We start from the raw sequence: 23,964 nt of genomic DNA on the forward strand, positions 1-23,964 counted from the left end.
GATGGCTGTTGAGAGCGGCCCCCGGGTCGCCCCGGCCGCGGACGCCCGGCGCGTCCGCGGCCGGGGCCCCCGCGCGGGGAAGAGCCCCGGACGCCTGCGCAGGGCGCTGAGCACGTACTGGTACGCCTGGGCCATGGTCGCCCCCGTGGTGATCGTCATCGGCGTCATCGTCGGCTACCCCCTGGTGCGTGGCATCTACCTGTCGACGACGAACGCCAACGAGGCGAACGTCGAGCGCACCATCGGCGTCAACCACATCCCGGCGACCTACGAGTCCGTCGGCCTGGACAATTACAAGGCGATCCTCGACGACGGCGTCTTCTGGGACCGGCTGACCTGGACCGTGGTGTGGACGGTGTCCTGCGTCGCCCTGTCCTTCGCGATCGGCCTGGTCCTCGCGAACATGCTCAACCGCAAGCTCAAGGGCCGTTCCCTCTACCGGATGGCGCTGATCCTGCCCTGGGCGGTGCCCGCCTTCGTCTCCGTCTTCACCTGGCGGCTGCTCTTCAACGAGAAGAAGGGCCTGCTCAACAAGATCCTCGAAGGCGGCGGCCTCGACGCCATCCCCTGGCTGAACGACCCCACCTGGGCGAAGCTCTCGGTGATCGCCGTGAACGTCTGGCTCGGCGTGCCGTTCATGCTCGTCGCCATGCTCGGCGGACTCCAGTCCATCCCCGGCGAGCTGTACGAGGCCGCCGAGATGGACGGCGCGAGCGCCTGGCAGCGCTTCCGTTACGTCACCCTGCCGGGGCTGCGGTCCGTCGCCACCACCGTGGTCCTCATCAGCGCCATCTGGACCTTCAACATGTTCCCGGTGATCTTCCTGCTCACCCGGGGCGGACCGGGGGACGCCACCGAGATCCTGGTGACGTACGCCTACCGCCTGTCGTTCGTCGTCAGCCCGCGCGACTTCGCCGGGTCCGCGGCCTGGGGCGTGCTCATCCTGCTGCTCCTTTCGCTCTTCGCGGTGGTCTACCGCCGCGCGCTCCGCAAGCAAGGAGAGGTGTGGTGACGTCACAGACCCCGAAGAAGGTCAGGGCGCGCGGCGAGCGCGGCCCGCTCGCCTCCGTCGCGCTGCACGCCACCCTGCTGATCGCCAGCCTCATCGCGGTGCTCCCGCCGCTGTGGCTGCTCGTCACCTCGTTCAAACCGGAGAGCGAGGCGTTCTCGACCGCCCTGGTCAAGGACTTCACCTTCGGCAACTACGACCACGTCCTGAACGAGACCAAGTTCCTCGACTGGGTCGGCAACTCGCTGTTCGTCGTCGGCCTGACCACGGTCATCGGCGTGTTCATCGCCGCGACCACCGGGTACGCGGTCAGCCGGTTCAAGTTCCCCGGCATGCGGCCCCTGATGTGGCTGCTGCTCATCACCCAGATGTTCCCGGTCGCGGTGCTCATCGTGCCGCTGTACAACCTGCTCGCCCGCCTGGAGCTGCTGAACCAGCCCATGGGCCTGGTCCTCACGTACCTGACCATCGCGGTGCCGTTCAGCGCCTGGATGATGAAGGGGTACTTCGACACCATCCCCGTGGAGATCGACGAGGCGGGACGCGTCGACGGGCTCAACCCGTTCGGCACCTTCTGGCGGCTCATCCTGCCGCTCGCCAAGCCCGGCCTGGCCGTCACCGGCTTCTACAGCTTCATCACGGGGTGGGCCGAGGTCGCCTACGCCTCCGCGTTCATGACCGGCGAGGAGAACCTCACCCTCGCGGGCGGCCTGCAGACCTTCGTGAACCAGTACACCAGCGACTGGGGTTCGCTGACGGCCGCCGCCGTGATCGTGGCCGTGCCCGCCGCCGTGATCTTCGGCCTCGTCCAGCGGCACCTCGTCTCCGGGCTCACGGCCGGCGCGACGAAGTCCTGACACCCCAGCACCCGCCACCACTCCTCAGGGAAGACATGACCCAGCATCTCGCTGCCCCCGCCGCCGACCACACCTCCGGTACGCGTACGGACTGGTGGCGCGAAGCGGTGATCTACCAGGTCTATCCGCGCAGCTTCGCCGACGGCGACGGCGACGGCATGGGCGACCTCACGGGCGTCCGCGCCCGCCTGCCGTATCTGAAGGACCTCGGTGTCGACGCCGTCTGGCTCAGCCCGTTCTACGCGTCGCCGCAGGCCGACGCGGGCTACGACGTCGCCGACTACCGGGCCATCGACCCCATGTTCGGCACCCTGGACGACGCCGACGCCCTGCTCCGCGAGGCGCACGACCTGGACCTGCGCGTCATCGTCGACCTGGTGCCGAACCATTCCTCCGACCGGCACGACTGGTTCCGGCGCGCCCTGGCGGAGGGCCCGGGATCCCCCCTCAGGGAGCGCTACCACTTCCGGCCGGGCAAGGGCGCCGACGGTGAACTGCCGCCCAACGACTGGGAGTCCATCTTCGGCGGACCCGCCTGGACCCGCACCGAGGACGGCGCGTGGTACCTCCACCTGTTCGCCCCCGAGCAGCCCGACTTCAACTGGGACCACCCGGCCGTCCGCGACGAGTTCCGCTCCATCCTGCGCTTCTGGCTCGACAAGGGCGTCGACGGCTTCCGCGTCGACGTCGCCCACGGCCTGGTCAAGGCCGCGGGCCTGCCCGACATCGGCCACCACGACCAGCTCAAGCTCCTCGGCAACGACAGCATGCCGTTCTTCGACCAGGACGGCGTGCACGCGATCTACCGCAGCTGGCGGCAGGTCCTCGCCGAGTACGCGGGCGACAAGGTGCTGGTCGCCGAGGCCTGGACCCCCACCGTCGAGCGCACCGCCCTGTACGTGCGCCCCGACGAAATGCACCAGGCCTTCAACTTCCAGTACCTGGGCACCCACTGGGACGCCGCCGAGCTGCGGGCGGTCATCGACTCCTCGCTCGCCGCGATGCGGCCCGTCGGCGCCCCGGCCACCTGGGTCCTCTCCAACCACGACGTCACCCGGCACGCCACCCGGTTCGCCAACCCGCCGGGCCTCGGCACCCAGCTGCGCACCCCCGGCGACCGCGCGCTCGGCCTGCGCCGGGCCCGCGCCGCCACCCTCCTGATGCTGGCCCTGCCCGGCTCCGCCTATCTCTACCAGGGCGAGGAGCTCGGCCTGCCCGACGTCACCGACCTGCCCGACGAGGCGCGCCAGGACCCGTCGTTCCACCGCGCCCAGGGCCAGGACGGCTTCCGCGACGGCTGCCGGGTGCCCCTGCCGTGGACCAAGGACGGCTCGTCGTACGGCTTCGGCGCGGGCGGCAGCTGGCTGCCGCAGCCCGAGGGCTGGGGCGAGCTGAGCGTCCAGGCGCAGACCGGCGACCCGGCGTCGACCCTGGAGCTGTACCGCGAGGCCCTGCGGGTGCGCCGCGCCCGTCCCGAACTCGGCGCGGGCGACGCCCTGCGGTGGCTGGACGCGCCCGAGGGCGTGCTCGCCTTCCGCCGCGAGGGGTTCGTGTGCACCGCCAACACCACGGGCGCCGCCGTACGCCTGCCCGCGCCCGGCCGGGCGCTCCTCGCCAGCGCGGACGTGGAGACGGCGGACGGCGGCGTGGTCGAGCTGCCCGCCGACACCACCGTCTGGTGGGCGGTGTGACGACCTCCCCGCCGCGGGGCCCACGGGACGTGGACCGCGGTGCCCCGCGGCTCGCGGACATCGCCGCGCAGGCCGAGGTCAGCGAGGCCACCGCGAGCCGTGTCCTCAACGGCAAGGCGGGTGTCGCCGCGGCGACCCGGCGGCGGGTGCTCGCCGCCCTCGACGTGCTCGGCTACGAGCGCCCGGTGCGCCTCAAGCGCCGCAGCGCGGGCCTGGTGGGCCTGGTCATCCCCGAGCTCACCAACCCGATCTTCCCGGCGTTCGCGCAGGTCGTCGAGCAGGTGCTCGCCGGGCACGGCTACACGCCCATGCTCTGCACCCAGCTGCCGGGCGGCGCCACCGAGGACGAGCTGGTCGAGCAGCTGGAGGCGCGCGGCGTCAGCGGCATCGTCTTCCTGTCCGGGCTGCACGCCGACACCACGGCCGACCCCGGGCGCTACCTCGAACTGGCGGGCCGGGGCGTGCCGTTCGTGCTCATCAACGGCTACAACCCGCACGTGCCCGTCTCCTTCGTCTCGCCCGACGACCGGGCCGCCGTACGGATGGCCGTGCGCCATCTGGCGGAGCTGGGCCACGAGCGCATCGGCCTCGCCATCGGCCCGAGCCGCTACGTGCCCTCGCGCCGCAAGGCGGAGGGCTTCACCGCGGCCCTGCACGAGCACGTCGGCCTGGCGCGGGGGGAGGCCGAACTGCTCGTGCGGAACACGCTGTTCACCGTCGAGGGCGGCCACGCGGCGGCCAGCGCGCTCCTGGACGCGGGCTGCACGGCGGTGGTGTGCGGCAGCGACATGATGGCGCTCGGCGCGGTGCGGGCCGCCCGGCAGCGGGGGCTCGCGGTGCCCGGTGACGTGTCGGTGGTCGGCTTCGACGACTCGCCGCTCATCGCCTTCACGGACCCGCCGCTGACCACGGTGCGCCAGCCCGTGCAGGCGATGGCGTCGGCGGCCGTCGGCGCCCTCCTGGAGGAGATCGACGGAAACCCCGTGCAGCGCACGGAGTTCGTCTTCCAGCCCGAGCTGGTCGTGCGCGGCTCCACGGCGGCCGCGCCCCGCGCCTGAGCTGTTTCCGCCCGGTGACGGGAGTGTGTCCGAAGGGTTGACCGGGGTTGTTGAGCGCCGTACGGTCACGGCGCAAACGGTGTTGCAAGTTTTCTGCAACAACCTTCAACCCCCCCAGGAGGACCCGTGACATCCCCGAGCAGCGGCGCGCGCCGCGGACGGCCACGCACCGCGACCCTGGCGCTCCTCGCGGCCGTCGTCGGCGGCGTCGTGGGCGCCGCCCCGCAGGCCCAGGCGGCCCCGCCCGGCGGCAAGGACGTCACCGCGGTGCTCTTCGAGTGGACGTTCGACGCGGTCGCCAGGGAGTGCACCGGCCGCCTCGGCCCCGACGGCTACGGCTTCGTCCAGGTCTCGCCGCCGCAGGAGCACATCCAGGGCCCGCAGTGGTGGACCTCCTACCAGCCCGTCAGCTACCGGATCGCCGGGCGCCTCGGGGACCGCGCCGCCTTCAAGAAGATGATCGACACCTGCCACGGCGCGGGCGTCAAGGTCGTCGTGGACACCGTCATCAACCACATGGCGGCGGGCAACGGCACCGGCACCGGCGGCTCGTCCTACACGAAGTACGACTACCCGGGCGTCTACGCGCGCCCCGACTTCGACAACTGCACCGCGCAGATCAGCAACTACCAGGACCGCTTCAACGTCCAGGAGTGCGAGCTCGTCGGCCTCGCCGACCTGGACACCGGCGAGGACCACGTGCGCGGCCGCATCGCCGCGTACCTGAACGACCTGCTCTCCCTGGGCGTCGACGGCTTCCGCGTGGACGCGGCCAAGCACATGGCCGCCGCCGACCTGAAGGACATCAAGTCGCGCCTCAGCGACCCGCACGCGTACTGGAAGCAGGAGGTCATCCACGGCGCGGGCGAGGCCGTCTCGCCGGACGAGTACCTGGGCACCGGCGACGTGCAGGAGTTCCGCTACGCCCGTGACCTCAAGCGCGTGTTCCAGAGCGAGAAGCTCGCCTACCTGAAGAACTACGGCGAGGGCTGGGCCTACCTGCCCTCCGACAAGGCAGCCGTGTTCGTCGCCAACCACGACACCGAGCGCGGCGGCGACACGCTCACCTACCAGGACGGCGCCGACCACACCCTGGCGCACGTGTTCATGCTCGCCTGGCCCTACGGATCGCCGGACGTGCACTCCGGCTACGAGTTCACCGACCGCGACGCGGGCCCGCCGAACGGCGGCCAGGTGACCGCCTGTTACCGCGACGGCTGGAAGTGCCAGCACGCCTGGCCCGAGATCCGCGGCATGGTCAAGCTGCGCAACACCGCCCGGGGCACGGGGGTGACCGACTGGTGGGACAACGGCGACGACGCCATCGCCTTCGGCCGCGGCGACAAGGCGTACGTCGTCGTCAACCACGAGGGGGCGGAGCTGAACCGCACCTTCCAGACCTCGCTGCCCGCGGGCGGCTACTGCGACGTGCAGAGCGGCCGGAACGTCACCGTGAACGGCTCGGGCCAGTTCACCGCGTCCGTCGCGCCGAACACCGCCCTCGCGCTGCACACGGGGGCGAGGAAGTGCTGACCTCCCGCTCCTCGCTGACGGCGGCCGTGGCCCTCGCGCTGCTCGCCGCCGCCGTGCCCGTCACTACCTCCTCCGCTTCGGTGGCACCCGGCGCCGCCGACCTCGACCTCACGAAGTCAACGGCGCAGTGGATAGAGCGTTCTACTCTCGCCTGGGACATCTCCGGCCAGGACGCCGAGGTCCTGTACGCGCGCGACGGCGGCCTCACCACCGACGGCGACGACGTGCGCGGCCCGGCCCACCGGATCCGCCTGACCCGGGTCCCCGGCGGCCTCACCGCCACCCAGCGGGCCGCGTATCCGCACCTGAAGGACTACGCCGCCTTCCGCGTCGACCCGCGCGACCGGGGCCGCGTGCGCACGGCCCTCACCGGGCAGCTCGCCGCCGTCGTGCGCGACGCCGACGGCACCGCGCGCGCCGCGACGGGCGTCCAGATCCAGGGCGTCCTCGACGACCTCTACAGCCGCGCGGCCACCAGGGCCGACCTCGGCCCGGTCTTCAGAGGCGGCCGCCCCCGGCTCGCCGTGTGGGCGCCCACCGCCCAGGACGTCCGCCTCGACATCGGCGGCCGCAGCGTCCCGATGCGCCGCGACGCGGCCTCCGGCGTGTGGTCGGCCGCGGGCCCGAAGAGCTGGACGGGCAAGCCGTACCGGTACGCCGTGAAGGTCTGGGCGCCCAGCGTGCGCGAGGTGGTCACGAACAAGGTCACCGACCCGTACGCCACCGCCCTCACCGCCGACTCCCGGCAGGCCCTGGCCGTCGACCTGGACGACCCGAAGCTCGCGCCCGAGGGCTGGAAGGACCTGCGCAAGCCGGCCCCCGTTCCGCTGCGCTCCGCGCGCATCCAGGAGCTGCACGTGCGGGACTTCTCCGTCGCCGACCGCACGGCCGAGCACCCGGGAAAGTACCGGGCGTTCACCGACACGCGCTCCGCCGGGATGCGGCACTTGCGCGACCTGGCCCGCGCCGGGACGTCGTACGTCCATCTGCTGCCCGTCTTCGACTTCGGCACGGTCCCCGAGCGCCCGGGCGACCAGGCGGACCCCGGCTGCGACCTGCCCGCCGCCGCGCCCGACTCCGAGACCCAGCAGGCCTGCGTGGCACGGACCGCCGCGAAGGACGCCTACAACTGGGGCTACGACCCGCTGCACTACACGGTGCCCGAGGGGAGCTACGCCGAGGACCCCGAAGGGCCCGGGCGCACGGTCGAGTTCCGAGAGATGGTCCAGGGCCTCAATCGCGCCGGACTGCGCACCGTGATGGACGTGGTCTACAACCACAGCGTGGCGAGCGGTCAGGCCCCCACGTCCGTGCTCGACAGGATCGTGCCCGGCTACTACCAGCGGCTGCTGGCCGACGGCTCGGTGGCCACGTCCACGTGCTGCGCCAACACCGCGCCCGAGAACGCCATGATGGGCAAGCTCGTCGTCGACTCCGTCGTCACCTGGGCCCGCGCGTACAAGGTCGACGGCTTCCGCTTCGACCTCATGGGCCACCACCCGAAGGCCAACATCCTCGCCGTCCGCAAGGCCCTGGACGCCCTGACGGTCGCGAAGGACGGCGTCGACGGCAAGAAGGTCGTCCTGTACGGGGAGGGCTGGAACTTCGGCGAGGTCGCCGACGACGCCCGCTTCGTGCAGGCCACGCAGAAGAACATGGCGGGCACGGGCATCGCGACGTTCTCCGACCGGGCCCGTGACGCCGTGCGCGGCGGCGGCCCCTTCGACGCGGACCCGCGCGTGCAGGGCTTCGCCAGCGGCCTGTACACCGACCCGAACTCCTCGCCCGCGGGCGGCGACCGGGCCGCGCAGAAGGCCCGCCTCCTGCACTACCAGGACCTCATCAAGGTCGGCCTCACCGGCAATCTGGCGGCGTACTCCTTCACCGACTCCTCGGGCCGCGCGGTCAAGGGAGCGGACGTCGACTACAACGGGGCCCCTGCGGGCTACGCGGCCGCCCCGGGCGACGCCCTCGCCTACGTCGACGCCCACGACAACGAGACCCTGTACGACGCCCTCGCCTTCAAGCTCCCGCCGTCCACGTCCGCCGCGGACCGGGCCCGCGCCCAGGTCCTCGCGATGGCCACGGCCACCCTGGCGCAGGGACCCGAGCTCTCCCAGGCGGGCAGCGACCTGCTGCGGTCCAAGTCCCTGGACCGCAACTCCTACGACAGCGGCGACTGGTTCAACGCCATCCACTGGGACTGCCGCGACGGCAACGGCTTCGGCCGCGGCCTGCCCCCGGCCGCCGACAACAAGGACAAGTGGCCCTACGCGAAGCCGCTGCTCGCCGACCGGGCCCTGGCGCCCGGCTGCGCGGAGATCAGCGGCGCCTCGGCCGCCTACCGCGACCTGCTGCGGCTGCGCACCACAGAGCCGGTGTTCTCCCTCGCGACGAGCGCGCAGGTCCAGGCGCGGCTGGCCTTCCCGCTGTCCGGCACGGCGGAGGAGACACCCGGGGTGATCACCATGCGCCTCGGCGACCTGGTGGTGGTCTTCAACGCGACACCCCAGGAGCAGGCGCAGCGCGTCACCGGCCTCACGGGCACGCCGTACGCCCTGCACCCCGTACAGGCGCACGGCGCGGATCCGGTCGTCAAGTCCTCCACGTACGCGCGGACGTCGGGCACCTTCCAGGTTCCGGCCCGCACGGTCGCGGTCTTCCGGCGCGGCTGAGATCCGTACGCGGCGGGGCTCTCGCTCGTGTACGGCTATTCGGCCGCGGTGTCGCCATAGACGATGCCGCGGCCGTTCGTCGAGACGTACACCCGCCCGTACACCTTGGGGTCACCGGTGATCGCCGCGCCGGTCCAGCCCCACTGGTGCGCCGCGTCGTTGACGCGCACCCAGCTCGCCCCGGCGTCCGTGGAGCGGAAGATCCCGCGCACGCCGCCGATCCTCGCGCTGGTGTAGAGCGCCTGGTACGAGGCGCCGGGAGCCGCCTTGCCGAAGCCGATGGTGTCGGCCTCCTGGACCCCGGTCACCTTGGTGAAGCTCGTACCGCCGTCGGTGGAGTGCCACAGGCCGTACGTGCCGCCCGCCTTGCCGCCCGCGAGCCAGATGTCGCCCTTCCTGCCCGGCACGGCCTGGAAGCGCACCTCGCCCTCGGCGGGCAGCCCGGACGACGCCTTCGCGGTGAAGGTCGCGCCGCCGTCCGTGCTGACGTAGAAGGTGCCCGACCTGAAGCCGTAGAACGTCTTCGGATCGGCCCGGTCGGCCTCCACGGTGGCGCCCTTCGGGATGCCGGACGAGGCCACCCACGACGAGCCGAACCCGGACGCCGTGTGCACGCCCGCGCCCTCGGGGCTCCACACGAAGCGGCTGCCGTCGGCGGCCGCCGCGACCGTCCCGCCGCCCGTGACGCCCGCCGGTTCCTGCCCGCCCCACCAGTGCGCCCCGTTGTCCGTGGAGAAGGCGATGCGTGGCGCGGCGTCCGCGGTGCCGACCCGCACCACGGTGTTCGGGTCGGACGCGGCGTAGTCCAGGCTCGTGGTCGTGGTGAGGTTCGGCGAGGTGTACATCAGCGGCGGGACCTTGGCGAGGTCGGTGTGCCGGAAGCCGCCGATGTCGCCGAGCGCGCTGAGCAGCGGCGCCCCGGACGGGGGAGCGGCGAGGTCGTTGACCGCCGTCTCCTCCAGGCCCTTCACCATCGGCCTGATGCTGATCTTGGCCCCCGCCTTGTCCCAGTCGGTGAGGTTCTCCGTGCCGAAGACGGTCGCTCCGGTGCCGTACATCATCCGGTCGGAGTCGAACGGGTCGATCTCCAGGGCCTCCGTCATCCACCCGAGCTTCGGGGTCTGTTCGGGCGGCTGCGGGTGTGCGCCCCAGGACAGCCAGGGCACGGACGAGACGTCCATGGTGTAGCGGTTCTCGCGGGTCGGGTACGAGGAGTAGCTCCAGGCCCGCGTCCAGGCGGCGCCGCTGTCCGTGGAGCGGAAGATCTGCGTGTCCGGCCACCAGGAGCTGTAGCCGGTGACCATGACGGTGCCCGGGTGCTGCCGGTCGACGGTGAGCCCGCTGAAGCCGTAGGGGGCGTCGGCCTCGGCGACCGGGCTGATGTTCTTCCACGCGCCGGTCTTCGTCGCGTACCGCCACACCTGGCCCTTGCCGCCGTCGTACGGGCCGCCCTTGTCGCTGTAGGCGAGGTACAGATAGCCGTTCTCGGCGTCCAGGACGCCCTTGTGGGCGAGGTAGCCGGTGGGCTGGCCCGCGACGCGGGACCAACTGGCGCCCGCGTCCGTCGACTTGTAGACGGCGTTGTCCTTGTCGGCGACGCCCACGTAGATCGTCCGTGTCTTCCGCTTGCCGCCCGCGCCCGTCCCGGTGGACTCGTCGAAGGTGACCCAGACGATGCCCTGGTTGTCGGAGGCGTAGCCGCTGGAGTCGTTCGGGTTCTCTTTGTAGGTGCCGACGTTGGGGAAGTTCGCGACCTGCGACCAGGTGGCGCCGGAGTCGGTGGAGCGCCACAGGCCCTTGCCGCTGGGCGCGCCCAGGTACAGGACGCGGTTGTCGTGCGGGTCGACGGCGAGGCGCTCGCCCATGCCGCGGCCGGGCATGTTGCCGCCGAGCTTGAACGGCAGGTCCGCCTTCTTCCAGGTCGCGCCGCGGTCGAAGGAGCGGAGCACGGCGCCGTTGCCGGGGTCCCAGTCGTTGGTGTACGTGCCGACGGCCGCGTACACCTTGTCCGGGTCGACGGAGTCGGAGGCGAGGCTGACCACGCCGGTGTGTCCCCAGTCGTCCCAGCCGATCGAGTCGAGCAGGGGCGTCCAGGACGCGGTGGACCGCTGCCAGCGGTAGGCGCCGCCGATGTCGGTGCGGGCGTAGGCCAGGTCGCGCTCGGTGCGGTTGAAGACGATGCCGGGGACGAAGCCACCGCCGTCGACGCGCACGTTCTTCCACGTGTACGGCGCGGCGGCGGTGGCGGATGCGGCGGTGGCGGTGAGCGGTCGGGCGGCGGCCCGCTCGGGGGAGGAGAGCGGGCCGCCCGCGATCAGCCCGGCCAGGAGGCCGAGGAGGGCCGGGACGGCACGCGCTCTGTGCGCGCGGGGCACGGGCACTTCAGGCATGGGGGGTCCTTGAGGGTGTGGGGGTGCGCGGGGAGCCCCGGCCCGTGGCGGGGCCGGGGTTCCCCGCGCGGTGCGGGGCGCCTCAGCGGGTGCCTTCGAGGAGTTCCGCGTACGCGCCCAGGGCGAGGGCGATGTCCACCTGCGCCCAGAACCGGTGGTAGGTGAGCGTGGGGGCGGCGCCGCCGGCCAGATAGGCCTCGACCTTCGGCCAGTCGGGGTCCTTCTTGTAGAAGGAGCGGATGGAGGTGAAGGTCGACGACGGGCTGATCGGGTCGCCGTTCGGCATCCGTCCGCTCCAGCCGCCCGGTACGTACACGCCGTCGTCGAACCGGTCGTAGTCGGCGCGCCGCTCCGGCACCGCGATGCCCTTGGCGTCCTGGTGGTGCGTCCACATGCCGTCGAGCAGCGCCTTGGCGGTGGTCTTCGCCCGGGTGTGGCCGGACTTCGCCGCGTAGTAGACCAGGGTGCGCGCGAACGCGCCCGCCACGCCCACGTCGTTGGTGCGGTCCACGACCGAGACGTGCAGGTTCGGGTTGGCACCCGGGTTCGACGGGTTCCAGGTGTCGGGCTTGCCGGACCAGCTGAGCGTGGAGGGGACGGCGTACGTGCCGTCGGCGGCGATGGTGGTGTTCGCCAGCGCCCAGTTCACCCACCTGTCGAGGACGGCCTTGGCGTCACCGGAGCCCGTCTGGTGGTAGTACGCGGCGACCCGCTCCATCGACCAGGCCTGGAAGCCGAACCACTGGTTCGACGGCGGGTCGTGGTAGACGGGCTTCTCGTCGTAGTACATGCCGTAGAACGTGGGCGTGCCGGACGGCGGCGTCGCGTAGCGGCCCTGCCAGCTGTTGGTGGCGCCGCCCGCGATCGCGCCTTCGGCGGACTGCAGCCAGCGGTAGAACTCCAGCTGGCGCTTGAGGCTCAGCGCCCAGTCCGCCTTGCCCGTGGCCGACTTGGGCGTCAGGGCCGCGTACGAGCTGAGCGCGTGGGCGGCGAGCGGGTTCTGGTAGCCGCCGTGGCTGTGGCTGCAGCCGATGCGCCACGCCCAGCCCGACGAGGTGTCGAGGGCGCCGCCCCACGCGTAGTACCAGGACAGCAGGTAGTGCGCGCTGTTCTTGCCGCTGCCCGGCGCGCAGCCGGAGGCGCCCACGCAGTCGCCGATCTTCTTGAAGTACTTGTCGAACATGGCGTAGCGCAGGTAGTCGCCCATCTTCGCGGCCTTCGCCACGGTCGCGGCGACCTGCGCCTGCTTGCCCTGCGCGGTGGCCCACTTGTGCGCCCAGTAGGCGGCCTGGATGGCGCGCGCGTCGGCGTCGGGGGCGTTGGTGTACTTCCACTGCTTGGCATAGGAGTTGTCGCCGGTGAACAGGTCGAGGTAGCCGTTCGTGCCGCCGTGTGTGAAGTCGTCATGGCACGGCTGCGTGATCGTCTCCCAGACCGACTCCTGAGAGCCGCGCTGGAAGGTGTTGATGTACGTCGGTGTCTGCCCGGAGCCGCCGAAGCCGTAGGTGTTGTCGACGTCCTGGAGCCAGTGCATGCCGTAGATGTCGTCGGTGCCGTACGTGCTCTTCAGCTCGGCGGCGAGGGGGTCGGAGCCTACGCTGACGCCGGGGTCGAGGCGGGCGGGGTACTGCGACGGCTGGTCCCATTCGGGGGCGTACGTGGCGGGCTTCGAGGCATTGTAGAAACTGTTCGTCGGCTGCTGGTCACGCGTGGGGATCATGTATTTCTCCATGGTTTCCCACGCCTGGTTGAACCGGGACCAGTCGCCCGTCACCCTGCCGTACATGGCCTGCAGCCAGATCAGATAGCTGTACGTCTCCGAGGTCGACTCATGGCCGTGATCGGGCGCTTCCACGATGAGGGTTTCCACGGAGTGGTACGGAATGCCCGCCGGGGAGAAATAGCCGTTCGCCGGGTTGGTGATCTTCGCGTGCAGATCGAGGAAGCGCTGTTCGTACGGTGTCGCCGCAGCCGCCCCTGGAGCAGCGTAGGCGCTGTGACCTGGAGTCATCAGCGAATCCACGACGGGGGACGTGATCGCTGCGGCGCTGAGCGCGAGGAGGTGACGGCGGCTCAGTCGTGATCTGGATTCGTGGTGATCAGGTAAAGCGCACATACGAGTGCCCTTCTTGCAGGCGAGTGGGAGCGCTCCCAAAGTCGTTGGACGGCATGGACTTGTCAAGGGTTCCCGCGTGAAGTGAGTTGTCGAATCAATTCGACGCAGAAATCTCCTGTTAACGCGGCAACCCTTTCCGCGCACGGCGGCGACTGCACTCCACAAGCCCGGACTTGAGCCGATCTCGAAGGAGTCGCTCATGCGGCAACCCCCACGGCCCGGACCGTCTCCGAAGCCGCGACGGCGGCCTTCCCGCGCGCTCGCCGTACTGGCCGGTTTCCTGCTGGCCGCCGCCGGTCTCGCGGCCCCCGGCGCCCTGTCGACGGCGGGCGCGACACCGCCCCCGAAGGCCGACGCGCGGGCGGCCTCGCCACCCGTCCTGACCGTCAAGGGCAACCAGCTCGTGACGGCGGACGGCACTCCCCACCGGCTGCTCGGAGTCAACCGCTCCGGCGGCGAGTTCGCCTGCGTCCAGGGCTGGGGCATCTTCGACGGGCCCGTCGACGACGCCGCCGTCAAGGCCATCGCGGACTGGAAGGCCAACGCCGTACGCATCCCGCTCAACGAGGAGTGCTGGCTCGGCACCGCCAACATCGAGCCCGAGTACGCGGGCGCCCCCTACCGCTCGGCCGTGGACGCGCTCGTGCGGCGCGTCAAGAGCCACGGCATGACGCCCGTGCTCGAACTGCACTGGACCCACGGCCAGTACACCGGGAACTCCTCCGGCTGCGCGGACGTCCACGCCAGCTGCCAGAAGCCGATGCCGAACACCCGGTACACCCCCGCGTTCTGGTCCTCGGTCGCCCAGACCTACAAGAGCGATCCCACCGTCGTCTTCGACCTCTTCAACGAGCCCTACCCCGACCGCGCGACACCCACCAACGACCAGGCCTGGGCCTGCTGGCGCGACGGCGGCACCTGCCCCGGCATCGGCTACGACGTCGCCGGGATGCAGGACCTGGTGGACGCCGTGCGGGCCGCCGGAGCGAAGAACCTCGTCCTGGTGCCCGGCGTCGCCTACGCCAACGACCTGAGCCGCTGGCTGGAACACGCGCCCAAGGACCCGGCGGGCCGTCTCGCCGCCGCCTGGCACGTATACAACTTCAACGCCTGCGCGAACGACGACTGCTGGAACCGCACCCTCGCTCCCGTCGCCGCGAAGGTCCCGCTCGTCGCGGGTGAGATCGGCGAGAACACCTGCGCGCACGCCTTCATCGACCGCGTCATGAAGTGGTTCGACGACCGCGCGCTCTCGTACCTCGGCTGGACCTGGAACGCCTGGGACTGCTCCTCAGGTCCGGCCCTGATCAGCGACTACGACGGCACACCCACCGCGTTCGGCATCGGTCTGCGCGACCACCTGCGCGCCCTTGACGGCTGAGACACAGCTGACCACCCCGTCCCTCCACACCTGAGAGGCCCTTCCAGTATGAGCCGCACCCATCGCAGCCCACGCACGCTCCTGCTCGCCCTGTCCACCCTGCTCGCGGTCAGCGGCGGCACCGCCGTCGCCTTCGCCGGTGACAGCGGCGACAGCGGCGCCAAGGCCGCCGTCGCCCGCGTCGACAACCCCTACGCGGGCGCCAAGGTCTATGTGAACCCCCAGTGGTCGAAGAACGCCGCCGCCGAGCCGGGCGGCAGCGCCGTCGCCAACCAGCCCACCGGCGTCTGGCTCGACCGGATCGCCGCCATCGCGGGCAGCGGCGGCAAGATGGGCCTGCGCGCCCACCTCGACGCGGCCCTCCAGCAGCACGCGGACGTCGTCCAACTGGTGATCTACAACCTGCCCGGCCGCGACTGCTCCGCCCTCGCCTCCAACGGCGAACTGGGCCCGACCGAGATCGACAAGTACAAGACGGACTACATCGACCCGATCGCGCGGATCCTCGCCGACCCCAAGTACGCGAACCTGCGCATCGTCAACGCGGTCGAGATCGACTCGCTGCCCAACCTCGTCACCAACACCGGCGGCCGCCCCACCGCGACCCCCCAGTGCGACGTGATGAAGGCCAACGGCAACTACGTCAGGGGCGTCGGCTACGCCCTGAACAAGCTGGGCGCCGTGCCCAACGTCTACAACTACGTCGACGCGGGCCACCACGGCTGGCTCGGCTGGGACGACAACTTCGCCCCCTCCGCGCAGGTGATGTACCAGGCCGCGACCGCCGAGGGCAGCACCGCCGACAAGGTGCACGGCTTCATCACCAACACCGCCAACTACAGCGCCCTGAAGGAGGAGAACTTCAAGATCGGCGACACGGTCGGCGGACGCTCCGTGCGCGAGTCGAAGTGGGTTGACTGGAACCGCTACACCGATGAGCTGTCCTACGCGCAGGCGTTCCGCAACCAGCTGGTGTCCACCGGCTTCAGGTCCGACATCGGCATGCTCATCGACACCTCCCGCAACGGCTGGGGCGGCACCGCCCGGCCCACGGGCCCCGGCCCCACCACCGACGTCAACACCTACGTGAACGGCGGCCGCTACGACCGCCGCATCCACATCGGCAACTGGTGCAACCAGTCCGGCGCGGGCCTCGGCGAACGCCCCAAGGCCGCACCCGAGCCCGGCATCGACGCCTACGTGTGGATGAAGCCGCCGGGCGAGTCCGACGGCGCCAGCAAGGAGATCCCGAACGACGAGGGCAAGGGCTTCGACCGGATGTGCGACCCGACGTACACGGGCAACCCGCGCAACGGCTACAGCATGTCCGGCGCGCTGGCGAACGCCCCGCTGGCCGGGCAGTGGTTCTCCGCCCAGTTCCAGGAGCTCCTGAAGAACGCGTACCCGAAGCTGTAGGGCCTGGCGCCGCATGCCCTGAGCAGCCCACGGCTCGCCCCGCGGCCCCAGGGGCACCGCCTCCTCGGGCCGTGGGGTCCCGTGTCTTTCGAAGCGCTTCGACACTTCTTCTGGACAGGCCGGAGATGCCCCCATAGGGTCCCTTCAGGATGCAGCGCCGAGTCCGGGAGAACTGAATGGTCACCCTCGCCGAGGTCGCCAAGCACGCCGGAGTCTCGGCCAGCACGGTGAGCTACGTCCTCAGCGGCAAGCGCTCGATATCCGCGGGCACCCGCGAGCGCGTCGAGCGCAGCATCCAGGAGCTCGGCTACCACCCGAACGCGGGCGCCCGCGCGCTGGCGAGCAGCAAGTCCAACGTGATCGCCCTGATGATGCCGCTGCGCACCGACATGTACGTCCCCGTGATGATGGAGATCGCCGTCGCGGTCGCCACCACGGCCCGCGGCCACGGCTACGACGTCCTGCTCCTGACCCGCGAGGAGGGCCCGGCGGCCGTGCGCCGCGTCACCGGCAGCGGGCTCGCCGACGCCATGATCCTGATGGACGTCGAGCTGGCGGACGAACGCCTTCCGTTGCTCCGCGAGGCCCTCCAGCCCGCCGTGCTCATCGGTCTGCCCGCCGACACGACCGGGCTCACCTGCGTGGACCTCGACTTCGTGGCGACCGGTGCGCTGTGCGTCGAGCATCTGGCCGCGCTCGGGCACCGTGAGATCGCCGTCATCGGCGAGGCGCCCGCCGTCTACGAACGGCACACCGGCTTCGCCGAGCGCACCCTGGAGGGACTGCGGGCCAGCGCCCGTGAGCTGGACGTACGCCTTCTGCACCGGCCGTGCGAGGTGGGCTACGGCGCAGCAGCGGCCACGCTCGCCCGGATCTTCGACGAGCGCCCCGGCACGACGGGGTTCGTGGTGCAGAACGAGTCCGCCGTGGAGCCGCTGCTCGGCCTGCTGCGCCAGCGCGGCCGCGCGGTGCCCGAGGACGTCTCGGTGGTCGCGATCTGCCCGGACCAGGTGGCGCTCCAGGCGTCCGTGCGGCTCACCTCCGTGTCCTTGCCGGCCGAGGAGATGGGCCGCAGGGCGGTGGAGCGGGTCGTGGCCAAGCTGGCGGGGCACGGCGCGGACGAGGTGGTGCTGCTTCCGCCCGAGCTGACCGTGCGGGCCAGTTCGGGACCGGCTCCGAACTGACCCGCGCGTCTCCTCAGCCGCCGGACACCGTCAGGGAGTTGGTCCTGAAGCCGAGCCCGCCCGCCGAGCCGCTGATCTCGTAGCCGAACTGCACGTCGCCGATGGTCTCGTTGCCCATCCAGCCCTGGGTGTTCTTGATCCACTTCAGGATGGGCAGGATGTCGACGCTACCGGCCGACGAGTCGGAGGTGCGCAGGAACGAGAAGACCTCGTTGCTGCCGTTGGTGCCCTTGTGGACGTCCCAGCTGTGCCCGCCGAGGCTGACGCGGCCCTGCGGGGTGCCGAGCGGCCCCACGTTGCCGTGGTGGTTGACCCACAGCATGATCTCGTAGTCGTGGTCGGTGTCCCAGATGTCGTACGAGGAGTTGTAGTCGCCCGCCGCCGGAACGGTGACGTCGTACGAGCTCTTGAGGGAGGACAGCGAGTCGACGGGCTTGCCGATCACCTTCGTGGCGTTGGGGTAGGACTTGATGCCGCTGGTGTTCGGGTGGTCGGCGTCGACGCTCCACCGGGTGCCCGAGTCGGCGGAGACGCACTGGCGGCCCGCGCCCGAGCCCCAGACGTTGTTGTAGAGGGTGTAGCCGTTCAGGCTGGTGTTGCCCCAGCGGTCACAGGAGCTCCAGACAGCGCCGGAGGCGGCCGCGGCGGGGGTGGCGCCGAGGGCCAGCGCGAGGGCGGCGCCCCCGGCGGCGACGGGCGCCGCCAGGCGGCGGGTCGGGGTGTGGGGGGTGCGGTGCTTGTCTGCCATGCGGGTTTCTCTCCTCGGTGAGGTGGGGGGATGTGGGGGGATGTGGAGGGATCACCCGGGGCTCAGGGTGAGCTCGCGCGCCTCCGGCCGGTGCGGCGTCGCCTCCAGGACGGCCGCGCCGTAGCGGCCGAGGGTGAGCCAGCCCCCGACACGCTCGCCGGTGAGCACGTCGCGGTGGTGCCCCGGCACCGGCACGGCCACCGCGGTGCGGCGATGGTTGAGGACGAAGAGCAACGCGCCGCGGCGCACCGCCTCCACCCCCTGGGGCAGGCCGTCGAGCACGGGCCGCACCCCCGCCTCCGTGGCGACCCGGGAGAGCAGGTCGCGCAGGGCCTCGGGGCGCGGCAGCGTCGACACGTACCAGGCGCGGCCGCGGCGCAGTACGGCGGGCAGCCCGTCGAGCTCGCCGCCGCGGTAGGCGGCGCACACCGTGGCGCTCTCGGCCGCCGCCAGCTCCTCCGACCAGAGCGTGCCGGTGAACGTGGAGCAGTCCACGGTCTCGTCGGCGTCCAGCGGCCACCACTCGTGGAGGGTGTGGATGCCGAGGAGCTCCCGCAGGCGGGCGTCCATCGTGCCGGGCCGCACCCGGCCGACCTCGTCGGCCACGCCCGTCAGGAAACCGGCGACGAGCGTGCCGCCCCGCTCCACGTACCCGAGGAGGTTGTCGATCGCCGCGTCGGTGAGGAGATACAGCTGGGGGACGACCACGAGGCGGTAGCCGGACAGATCGTGTTCGGGGTGGGCGAAGTCGACGGTGGTGTGCGCCTCCCACAGGCCGCGGTGCCAGGCGCGCAGGATCCGCGGACAGTCGACGAGGCCGGAGGGGCGGCCGTCCTGCTCGCTCGCCCACCAGGAGTGCCAGTCGTGCAGGACGGCGGCGTCGGCCCGCACCCGGGTGCCGCTCACCTTGGGGCCGAGTGCGGCGAGTTCGGCGCCGACCTCCTTGACCTCCTGGAACGTGCGGCCGTGCTCGCCCGCGTGGGAGAGCATCCCCGAGTGGAACGACTCGGCGCCCTGCCGGGACTGGCGCCACTGGAAGTAGCAGACGGCGTCCGCGCCGCGTGCCACGGCTTGCAGGGACCACAGCCGGTTCAGGCCGCGCGGCTTGGGGTGGTTGACGCCGCGCCAGTTGACCGGGCCCGCCGCCTGTTCCATCAGGACCCAGGGGCCGCGGGCCTGGGAGCGCGTCAGGTCCTGCACGAGCGCGCCGTACTGGCCGCCCAGCGGGTCCTTGGGGTCCGGGTAGAGGTCGACGGAGACGACGTCCTCGTGGGCCGCCCACTCCCACGCGTCCACCCCGCTGAACAGCGGCAGGAAGTTCGTGGTGACGGGGACGTGCGGGCTGTGCGCCGCGACGATGGCCCGTTCGGCCAGGTAGCACTCCTTGAGCGCGTCGGACGTGAACCGCTTGAAGTCGAGGACCTGCGCGGGGTTCTTCAGGTAGGGGGCGCGGCGCGGCGGCAGGATCTCGTCCCAGGCGTCGTAGCCCTGTCCCCAGAAGGCCGTGCCCCAGGCGGAGTTGAGGGCGTCCAGGGTGGCGTACCTGATCTGGAGCCAGCGGCGGAACGCGGCCGCCGTCTCGTCGCCCCAGTCGTAGGTGCGGTACTCGTTGTTGATGTGCCACATCATCAGCGCGGGGTGGCGGCCGTAGCGGGCGGCCAGGTCCTCGGTGATGGCGGCGGCATAGCGCCGGTAGGCGGCGCTGGAGTGCGCGAAGTGCTGGCGCGAGCCCCACCACTCGGTGCGCCCGTCCTCGTCGCGCGGCAGCGTCTCGGGGTGCAGCTTGCCGAGCCAGGGCGGGGGAGCGGCGGTCGGCGTGGCGAGGACGACGCCGATGCCGTTCTCGTGCATCAGGTCCATCAGGCGGTCGAGCCAGCCGAACTCCCGGGCTCCGGGCCGCGGTTCGAGCCGGGCCCAGGCGAACACGCCGAGCGTGACGGAGGTGACCGATGCCTCTTTCATCAGCCGTACGTCGTCGGGCCAGACCTCCTCGGGCCACTGCTCGGGGTTGTAGTCGCCGCCGAAGAGGACGCGGCCGCGGGTGCTGTCGTCGAGTGTGGGCATGGGGGTGTCATCCCTTGACGGCGCCGGTGAGCATGCCTTGTTTGAAGTGCCGCTGGACGAACGGGGCGAGGACGGCGACCGGGAGCAGCGCGAGGACCATCACCGCCATCTGGATGGCCAGGGGCGAGAGATGGCCGGTGTTGATGGCCTGCGCCAGGCCCGTCGGCCGCTGCTGCTTGATCACCAGCTGCTGCATCACGTTCTGCAGCGGCAGCATGTCCGGGTCGGTGAGGTAGATCGAGGCGTTGAACCAGGCGCTCCAGTAGCCCACCGCGTAGAAGAGCGTGATCACCGCGATGACGGCGCGGGACAGCGGCATCACGATCTGCCACAGGATGCGGAAGTCGCCCGCGCCGTCGATCCGCGCGCTCTCGACCAGCTCCCGCGCCGTGCTCATGAAGAACGCCCGCAGGACGAGGATGTTGAAGACGTTCACGGCGCTCGGCAGGATCAGCGCGAGGTAGGTGTCGGTGAGACCGAGGCCCTGCACCACCAGGTACGTGGGGATGAGACCGGCGCCGAAGAACATCGTGGCGATCAGGAGCAGCAGGATCGGCCGGTGCAGGACGGAGCCCGGGCGCGAGAGTCCGTACGCGCACAGGATCGACACGGCCATGCTGAACAGCGTCCCGAAGAAGGTGACTCCGGTGCTGACCAGGGCGGCCCTGCTGACCTGGCCGCCGCTGAGCAGCTCCCGGTAGTGGATGAAGGTGATGTCGCGGGGAAGCACCACGAGACCGCCGGTGTCGGTGATCGTCTCCACCGTGGACAGGCTGGTGACGACCACCACCCAGAGCGGGAAGAGCACCGCGAGGCACACCAGGACCAGCGTGACGCCCTTGACGGCGAGCCCGGCGCGACTCGGCTCCTCGTCCCAGGCCGGGCGCAGGCCGGTGCGGCTGCCGGGCTTGAGCCCGAAGGTGAGCAGGCTCATTTCTTGTACACCCCCTGCTCGCCCATGAGATGGGCGACCTTGTTGGCCGCGAGTACGAGCACGAGTCCGAAGATCCCCTTCACGATGCCGACGGCGGCCGCGTAGCTGAAGTTGCCGTTGTCCAGGCCGACGTTCCACACATAGGTGTCCAGGACCTCGGAGGTCGACGGCCCCACGGCCGTGCGCTGGAGCAGGATCTGCTCGAAGCCGACGGTGAGCGCGTTGCCGACCTGGAGGACGAGCAGCAGGGCGAGCACCGGGCGCAGCGCGGGCAGCTGGATGTGCCACATGCGCCGCCAGCGGCCCGCGCCGTCCATGGCGGCGGCCTCGTACAGGTCCGAGCTGATCGCGGACAGGGCGGCGAGGAAGACGATGACGCCCCAGCCCGCGTCCTTCCAGATCAGCTCGAAGGTGATCAGGAACTTGAAGAAGGCGGGGTCGGTCATCAGGTCGAAGCCGTCATGGCCGTGGTCCCGCAGGACCTGCGCGACCAGGCCCGCGCCGCCGAACATCTGCTGGAAGACGGTGATGACGAGCACCCAGGAGAAGAAGTGCGGCAGGTACAGGATGGCCTGGGCCACCGCCCGCACCCGGGGCCGCACGAAGCTGTGCAGGAACAGCGCGAGCAGGATCGGCACCGGGAAGAACAGCGTCAGCTGGATCAGGAAGATCGCGAGGGTGTTCCTGACGGCCTGCCAGAACAGCCGGTCCTCGGCCATGTGCCGGAAGTGCTCGAAGCCGACCCAGGGGCTCTGGGAGATCGCCCGGAAGGCGTTGTCGGCGATGTAGGGGTCGTAGTCCTGGAAGGCGACGACGTTGCCGATCAGCGGTACGTAGTGGAAGACCACCAGCAGCAGGAGGGCGGGCAGCACCATCAGGAGGACGGCGCGGTCGCGGCGCAGCCGGTGCCGCAGCGGGACGCCGTCCGGTGCCTTCGCCCTGCGGGCCCTTCCGGTGCGCTTCGTTGAGCCGGGTGCTGTGCGGGGGGCGGCTGCCTCGGGCTCCGGGGCCGTGGCGCCGCGCGCGTCCGTCGTGCTGTGGGCCATGGTCAGGACACCGAGCCGCCGGTCTCGTCGAGCAGCTTCTTGTACCAGTCGCGCAGCTTGTCGCCGCCGCCCGACCTCCAGTCGGCTGCCGCCCGCCGCATGTCGCTGACCTTCTTGCGGCCGCGCACGATGTCCTTCTCCAGGTCCTCCATCTCGGCGTCCAGCTCGGTGTAGCGGTTGGGCTCCTGGATCTGCATGCCGTGGAAGAGCGGCTTGCGGACGTGCACGCCCTGGCGCTGCTGCCACGCGACCATGCCCTTGACGACGTCCGGGTAGTCGGGCTGGGCGACGTAGGGCGCGGCCGACGCGATGTACTCGTACGTTCCGAAGACCTCGTTGTTGCCCTTGCCGTTCTTGACGAGGACGCCGTCCTCGAACGTGTGGTGGACGCCCTCGACGCCGTACTGGCGAAGGCGCTGCTCCTTCGTGCCGTACGGCGCCGCGCAGAAGTTGGCGAGGGCGAGGATGTCGCGGACCTTCTCCTCGCCCGCCTTCTCGCTGACGAAGGTCCACATGTCGGAGGGCGGGCGCGCGTACAGGGTGGGCGCGCCGCCGTCGGGCGCGAAGTAGTCGATGGCGCCCATCGTGAACTTCTTGTCGTCCACGCGCTGGACGGCGGTCTTGCCGTACCAGTCGGACAGGTCGGCGTTGTAGATGAAGAGCTTGCCGGAGGCGCAGAGGTCGCCCGCGTTGCCGGACTCGGCCTTCACGTCCGGGTGCACGAATCCCGCCGAGTACAGCGTGCGCGACCACTCCAGGGCTTCCAGGTGCTCGTCGGTCTCGTAGCGGTTGACGAGCTTGCCGTCGACGAGCTTCCAGTAGAACGGCTTCTCGGGCAGCACCCCGAAGATCCCCCACGCCGCCCACGACATGTCGCCGCACGCCCACACCCCGCTCCTGGGGGCGTTGAGCTCCTTGCACAGGTCGAAGAACTCCCGCGTGGTCGTCGGCGCTTCGATGTGCTCCCTCTCGAAGAGGTCGGCGCGGTAGAGCATCGCGATGTTCGGGGTGGTGGCCGCGGGCATCGGGAGGCCGCGCAGCTTGCCGCCGAAGACCGCGCGCTGCCAGGCGCCGGTCGGGATCGCGGCGAGATTCGGATACTTCCTGGCCTTGTCGCCGCTCAGATAGGGGCCGAGGTCGGCCATCTTGTTGGCGATGGCGCTCGGTATCCTGCCGTTCAGCTCCCAGCCGGGGATGACCACGGCGTCCGGGATCGAGCTGGAGGCGAGGACCGCGCCGAGCTTCTGGCCGTAGGTGTCGCCCTGCTGGTTCTGCCAGCGGACGCGGACGCCCGCGGCCTTGTCCATCGCCGACCAGTACGGGTTGCCGCGCTGGGGCACGTTCCCCCAGATCGGCGCCATGACGGAGAACTCGGTGCCCCGGCCGAGCCGGCGTGGCACGGACACCTTCAGAGCGGCCGCGGGGAGCGCCTTCGTGTAGCCCGCCGCCGAGCCGTTCTTCGCCGGGATGTCTGGTTTTGCCAGATCTGACGCCACGTACGCGGGCAGCAGGTCCTTGAGCTTCCTGCCCGTGGTGGTCCCCTCGTTCTTCGCACCGCTGCCGCCGCAGGCCGCGAGCAGCGGGGCCCCGCCGGCGACCGCGAGCGCGGCCGCGGCGGTGGACGACAGCAGGCTTCTCCGGCTCAGTGAGCCCTGGGAGGAGGGGGAGTTCGGCGTCATTGCGTCAACCCTTCGTGGCGCGCCGCCCGGCCGCTCGGCGGACATCGCCGATGCGTTGTCGAAGCGCTTCGATGTCGCGGTGAGGTTAGGACGAAGACGCGGGCGTAACAAGGTGTGCATCCGAATTCATGGGCGGTTTCCACGCAGGTGATCGCTGGCTGAGATCCCTGGCAGGCAACGAAG

Annotated in this window: 14 protein-coding genes and 2 pseudogenes; 9 read left to right on the forward strand and 7 right to left on the reverse strand. The window is 71.1% G+C overall.

Annotated features, from left to right (window positions below):
• The first annotated feature begins 1 nt into the window (after position 1).
• The 6 genes and pseudogenes from ACIG3E_RS26395 (at position 2) to pulA (ending at position 8,823) form a co-directional block, all read left to right on the forward strand.
• A complete protein-coding gene (locus ACIG3E_RS26395; RefSeq protein WP_399621121.1) occupies positions 2-1,012 on the forward strand; it encodes a carbohydrate ABC transporter permease in 1,011 nt (336 codons plus the stop codon).
• A complete protein-coding gene (locus ACIG3E_RS26400; protein WP_399621124.1) occupies positions 1,009-1,866 on the forward strand; it encodes a sugar ABC transporter permease in 858 nt (285 codons plus the stop codon). Before ACIG3E_RS26395 ends, ACIG3E_RS26400 begins: the two co-directional genes overlap by 4 nt.
• Before the next feature lie 35 nt (positions 1,867-1,901).
• Positions 1,902-3,557 carry a glycoside hydrolase family 13 protein gene (locus ACIG3E_RS26405; protein WP_399621126.1) on the forward strand — a complete coding sequence of 552 codons (1,656 nt, stop codon included), beginning with the start codon at positions 1,902-1,904 and terminating at the stop codon, positions 3,555-3,557.
• Positions 3,545-4,615, forward strand: a complete 1,071-nt coding sequence (locus ACIG3E_RS26410; protein ID WP_399621130.1) for a LacI family DNA-binding transcriptional regulator — start codon at positions 3,545-3,547, stop codon at positions 4,613-4,615. The genes ACIG3E_RS26405 and ACIG3E_RS26410 overlap by 13 nt, the downstream gene beginning before the upstream one ends.
• 126 nt (positions 4,616-4,741) lie before the next feature.
• Positions 4,742-6,145: pseudogene (locus ACIG3E_RS26415) on the forward strand (alpha-amylase family protein); the annotation flags it as partial.
• The gene (gene pulA / locus ACIG3E_RS26420) at positions 6,142-8,823 is read left to right on the forward strand and encodes a pullulanase-type alpha-1,6-glucosidase (protein ID WP_399621133.1); all 2,682 of its coding nucleotides are present in this window, start codon (positions 6,142-6,144) and stop codon (positions 8,821-8,823) included. The pseudogene ACIG3E_RS26415 and the gene pulA, both read left to right, overlap by 4 nt.
• 35 nt (positions 8,824-8,858) lie before the next feature.
• Here pulA and ACIG3E_RS26425 read toward each other — a convergent pair whose 3' ends face one another.
• Positions 8,859-11,213, reverse strand: coding sequence for a WD40/YVTN/BNR-like repeat-containing protein (locus tag ACIG3E_RS26425; RefSeq protein WP_399621136.1), 2,355 nt, complete (start codon positions 11,211-11,213; stop codon positions 8,859-8,861).
• An 82-nt stretch (positions 11,214-11,295) separates the two neighbouring features.
• Positions 11,296-13,188 (reverse strand): annotated as a pseudogene (locus ACIG3E_RS26430) (glycoside hydrolase family 48 protein); the annotation flags it as partial.
• A 340-nt stretch (positions 13,189-13,528) separates the two neighbouring features.
• Between ACIG3E_RS26430 and ACIG3E_RS26435 the strand changes: the two are divergent.
• The 3 genes from ACIG3E_RS26435 (at position 13,529) to ACIG3E_RS26445 (ending at position 17,310) form a co-directional block, all read left to right on the forward strand.
• Positions 13,529-14,710 (forward strand): glycoside hydrolase family 5 protein, encoded by a 1,182-nt coding sequence (locus tag ACIG3E_RS26435; RefSeq protein ID WP_399621139.1) that lies wholly within the window; start codon positions 13,529-13,531, stop codon positions 14,708-14,710.
• Positions 14,711-14,758: 48 nt separating this feature from the next.
• Positions 14,759-16,126, forward strand: coding sequence for a glycoside hydrolase family 6 protein (locus ACIG3E_RS26440; RefSeq protein WP_399621142.1), 1,368 nt, complete (start codon positions 14,759-14,761; stop codon positions 16,124-16,126).
• A gap of 176 nt (positions 16,127-16,302) precedes the next feature.
• A complete protein-coding gene (locus ACIG3E_RS26445; RefSeq protein WP_399621145.1) occupies positions 16,303-17,310 on the forward strand; it encodes a LacI family DNA-binding transcriptional regulator in 1,008 nt (335 codons plus the stop codon).
• A 13-nt stretch (positions 17,311-17,323) separates the two neighbouring features.
• Here the strand turns inward: ACIG3E_RS26445 and ACIG3E_RS26450 are convergent, their stop codons facing one another.
• From ACIG3E_RS26450 to ACIG3E_RS26470, 5 genes are read right to left on the reverse strand one after another with little or no spacing between them, the layout of a single operon-like run.
• Positions 17,324-18,058 carry a hypothetical protein gene (locus ACIG3E_RS26450; protein ID WP_399621149.1) on the reverse strand — a complete coding sequence of 245 codons (735 nt, stop codon included), beginning with the start codon at positions 18,056-18,058 and terminating at the stop codon, positions 17,324-17,326.
• A gap of 51 nt (positions 18,059-18,109) precedes the next feature.
• A complete protein-coding gene (locus ACIG3E_RS26455; RefSeq protein WP_399621152.1) occupies positions 18,110-20,122 on the reverse strand; it encodes a beta-galactosidase in 2,013 nt (670 codons plus the stop codon).
• A gap of 7 nt (positions 20,123-20,129) precedes the next feature.
• Entirely contained in the window at positions 20,130-21,056 is a 927-nt protein-coding gene (locus ACIG3E_RS26460; RefSeq protein WP_399621154.1) for a carbohydrate ABC transporter permease, read from the reverse strand.
• Complete coding sequence (locus ACIG3E_RS26465; protein ID WP_399621157.1) at positions 21,053-22,102, reverse strand: ABC transporter permease; 1,050 nt, start codon at positions 22,100-22,102, stop codon at positions 21,053-21,055. Before ACIG3E_RS26465 ends, ACIG3E_RS26460 begins: the two co-directional genes overlap by 4 nt.
• Before the next feature lie 2 nt (positions 22,103-22,104).
• The gene (locus ACIG3E_RS26470) at positions 22,105-23,781 is read right to left on the reverse strand and encodes an extracellular solute-binding protein (RefSeq protein WP_399621160.1); all 1,677 of its coding nucleotides are present in this window, start codon (positions 23,779-23,781) and stop codon (positions 22,105-22,107) included.
• Between the last annotated feature and the right edge of the window lie 183 nt (positions 23,782-23,964).

The sequence above is a fragment of the Streptomyces sp. NPDC053474 genome, assembly GCF_044544845.1.
Lineage (GTDB): Bacteria > Actinomycetota > Actinomycetes > Streptomycetales > Streptomycetaceae > Streptomyces.

Bases quoted from the DNA above. Each gene is read 5' to 3' on its own strand.
- ACIG3E_RS26470 (WP_399621160.1), bottom strand. From the start codon at position 23,781: ATGACGCCGAACTCCCCCTCCTCCCAGGGCTCACTGAGCCGGAGAAGC.
- ACIG3E_RS26460 (WP_399621154.1), bottom strand. From the start codon at position 21,056: ATGAGCCTGCTCACCTTCGGGCTCAAGCCCGGCAGCCGCACCGGCCTG.
- ACIG3E_RS26465 (WP_399621157.1), bottom strand. From the start codon at position 22,102: ATGGCCCACAGCACGACGGACGCGCGCGGCGCCACGGCCCCGGAGCCC.
- ACIG3E_RS26425 (WP_399621136.1), bottom strand. From the start codon at position 11,213: ATGCCTGAAGTGCCCGTGCCCCGCGCGCACAGAGCGCGTGCCGTCCCG.
- ACIG3E_RS26440 (WP_399621142.1), top strand. From the start codon at position 14,759: ATGAGCCGCACCCATCGCAGCCCACGCACGCTCCTGCTCGCCCTGTCC.
- ACIG3E_RS26455 (WP_399621152.1), bottom strand. From the start codon at position 20,122: ATGCCCACACTCGACGACAGCACCCGCGGCCGCGTCCTCTTCGGCGGC.
- ACIG3E_RS26445 (WP_399621145.1), top strand. From the start codon at position 16,303: ATGGTCACCCTCGCCGAGGTCGCCAAGCACGCCGGAGTCTCGGCCAGC.
- ACIG3E_RS26450 (WP_399621149.1), bottom strand. From the start codon at position 18,058: ATGGCAGACAAGCACCGCACCCCCCACACCCCGACCCGCCGCCTGGCG.
- ACIG3E_RS26395 (WP_399621121.1), top strand. From the start codon at position 2: ATGGCTGTTGAGAGCGGCCCCCGGGTCGCCCCGGCCGCGGACGCCCGG.
- ACIG3E_RS26405 (WP_399621126.1), top strand. From the start codon at position 1,902: ATGACCCAGCATCTCGCTGCCCCCGCCGCCGACCACACCTCCGGTACG.
- ACIG3E_RS26435 (WP_399621139.1), top strand. From the start codon at position 13,529: ATGCGGCAACCCCCACGGCCCGGACCGTCTCCGAAGCCGCGACGGCGG.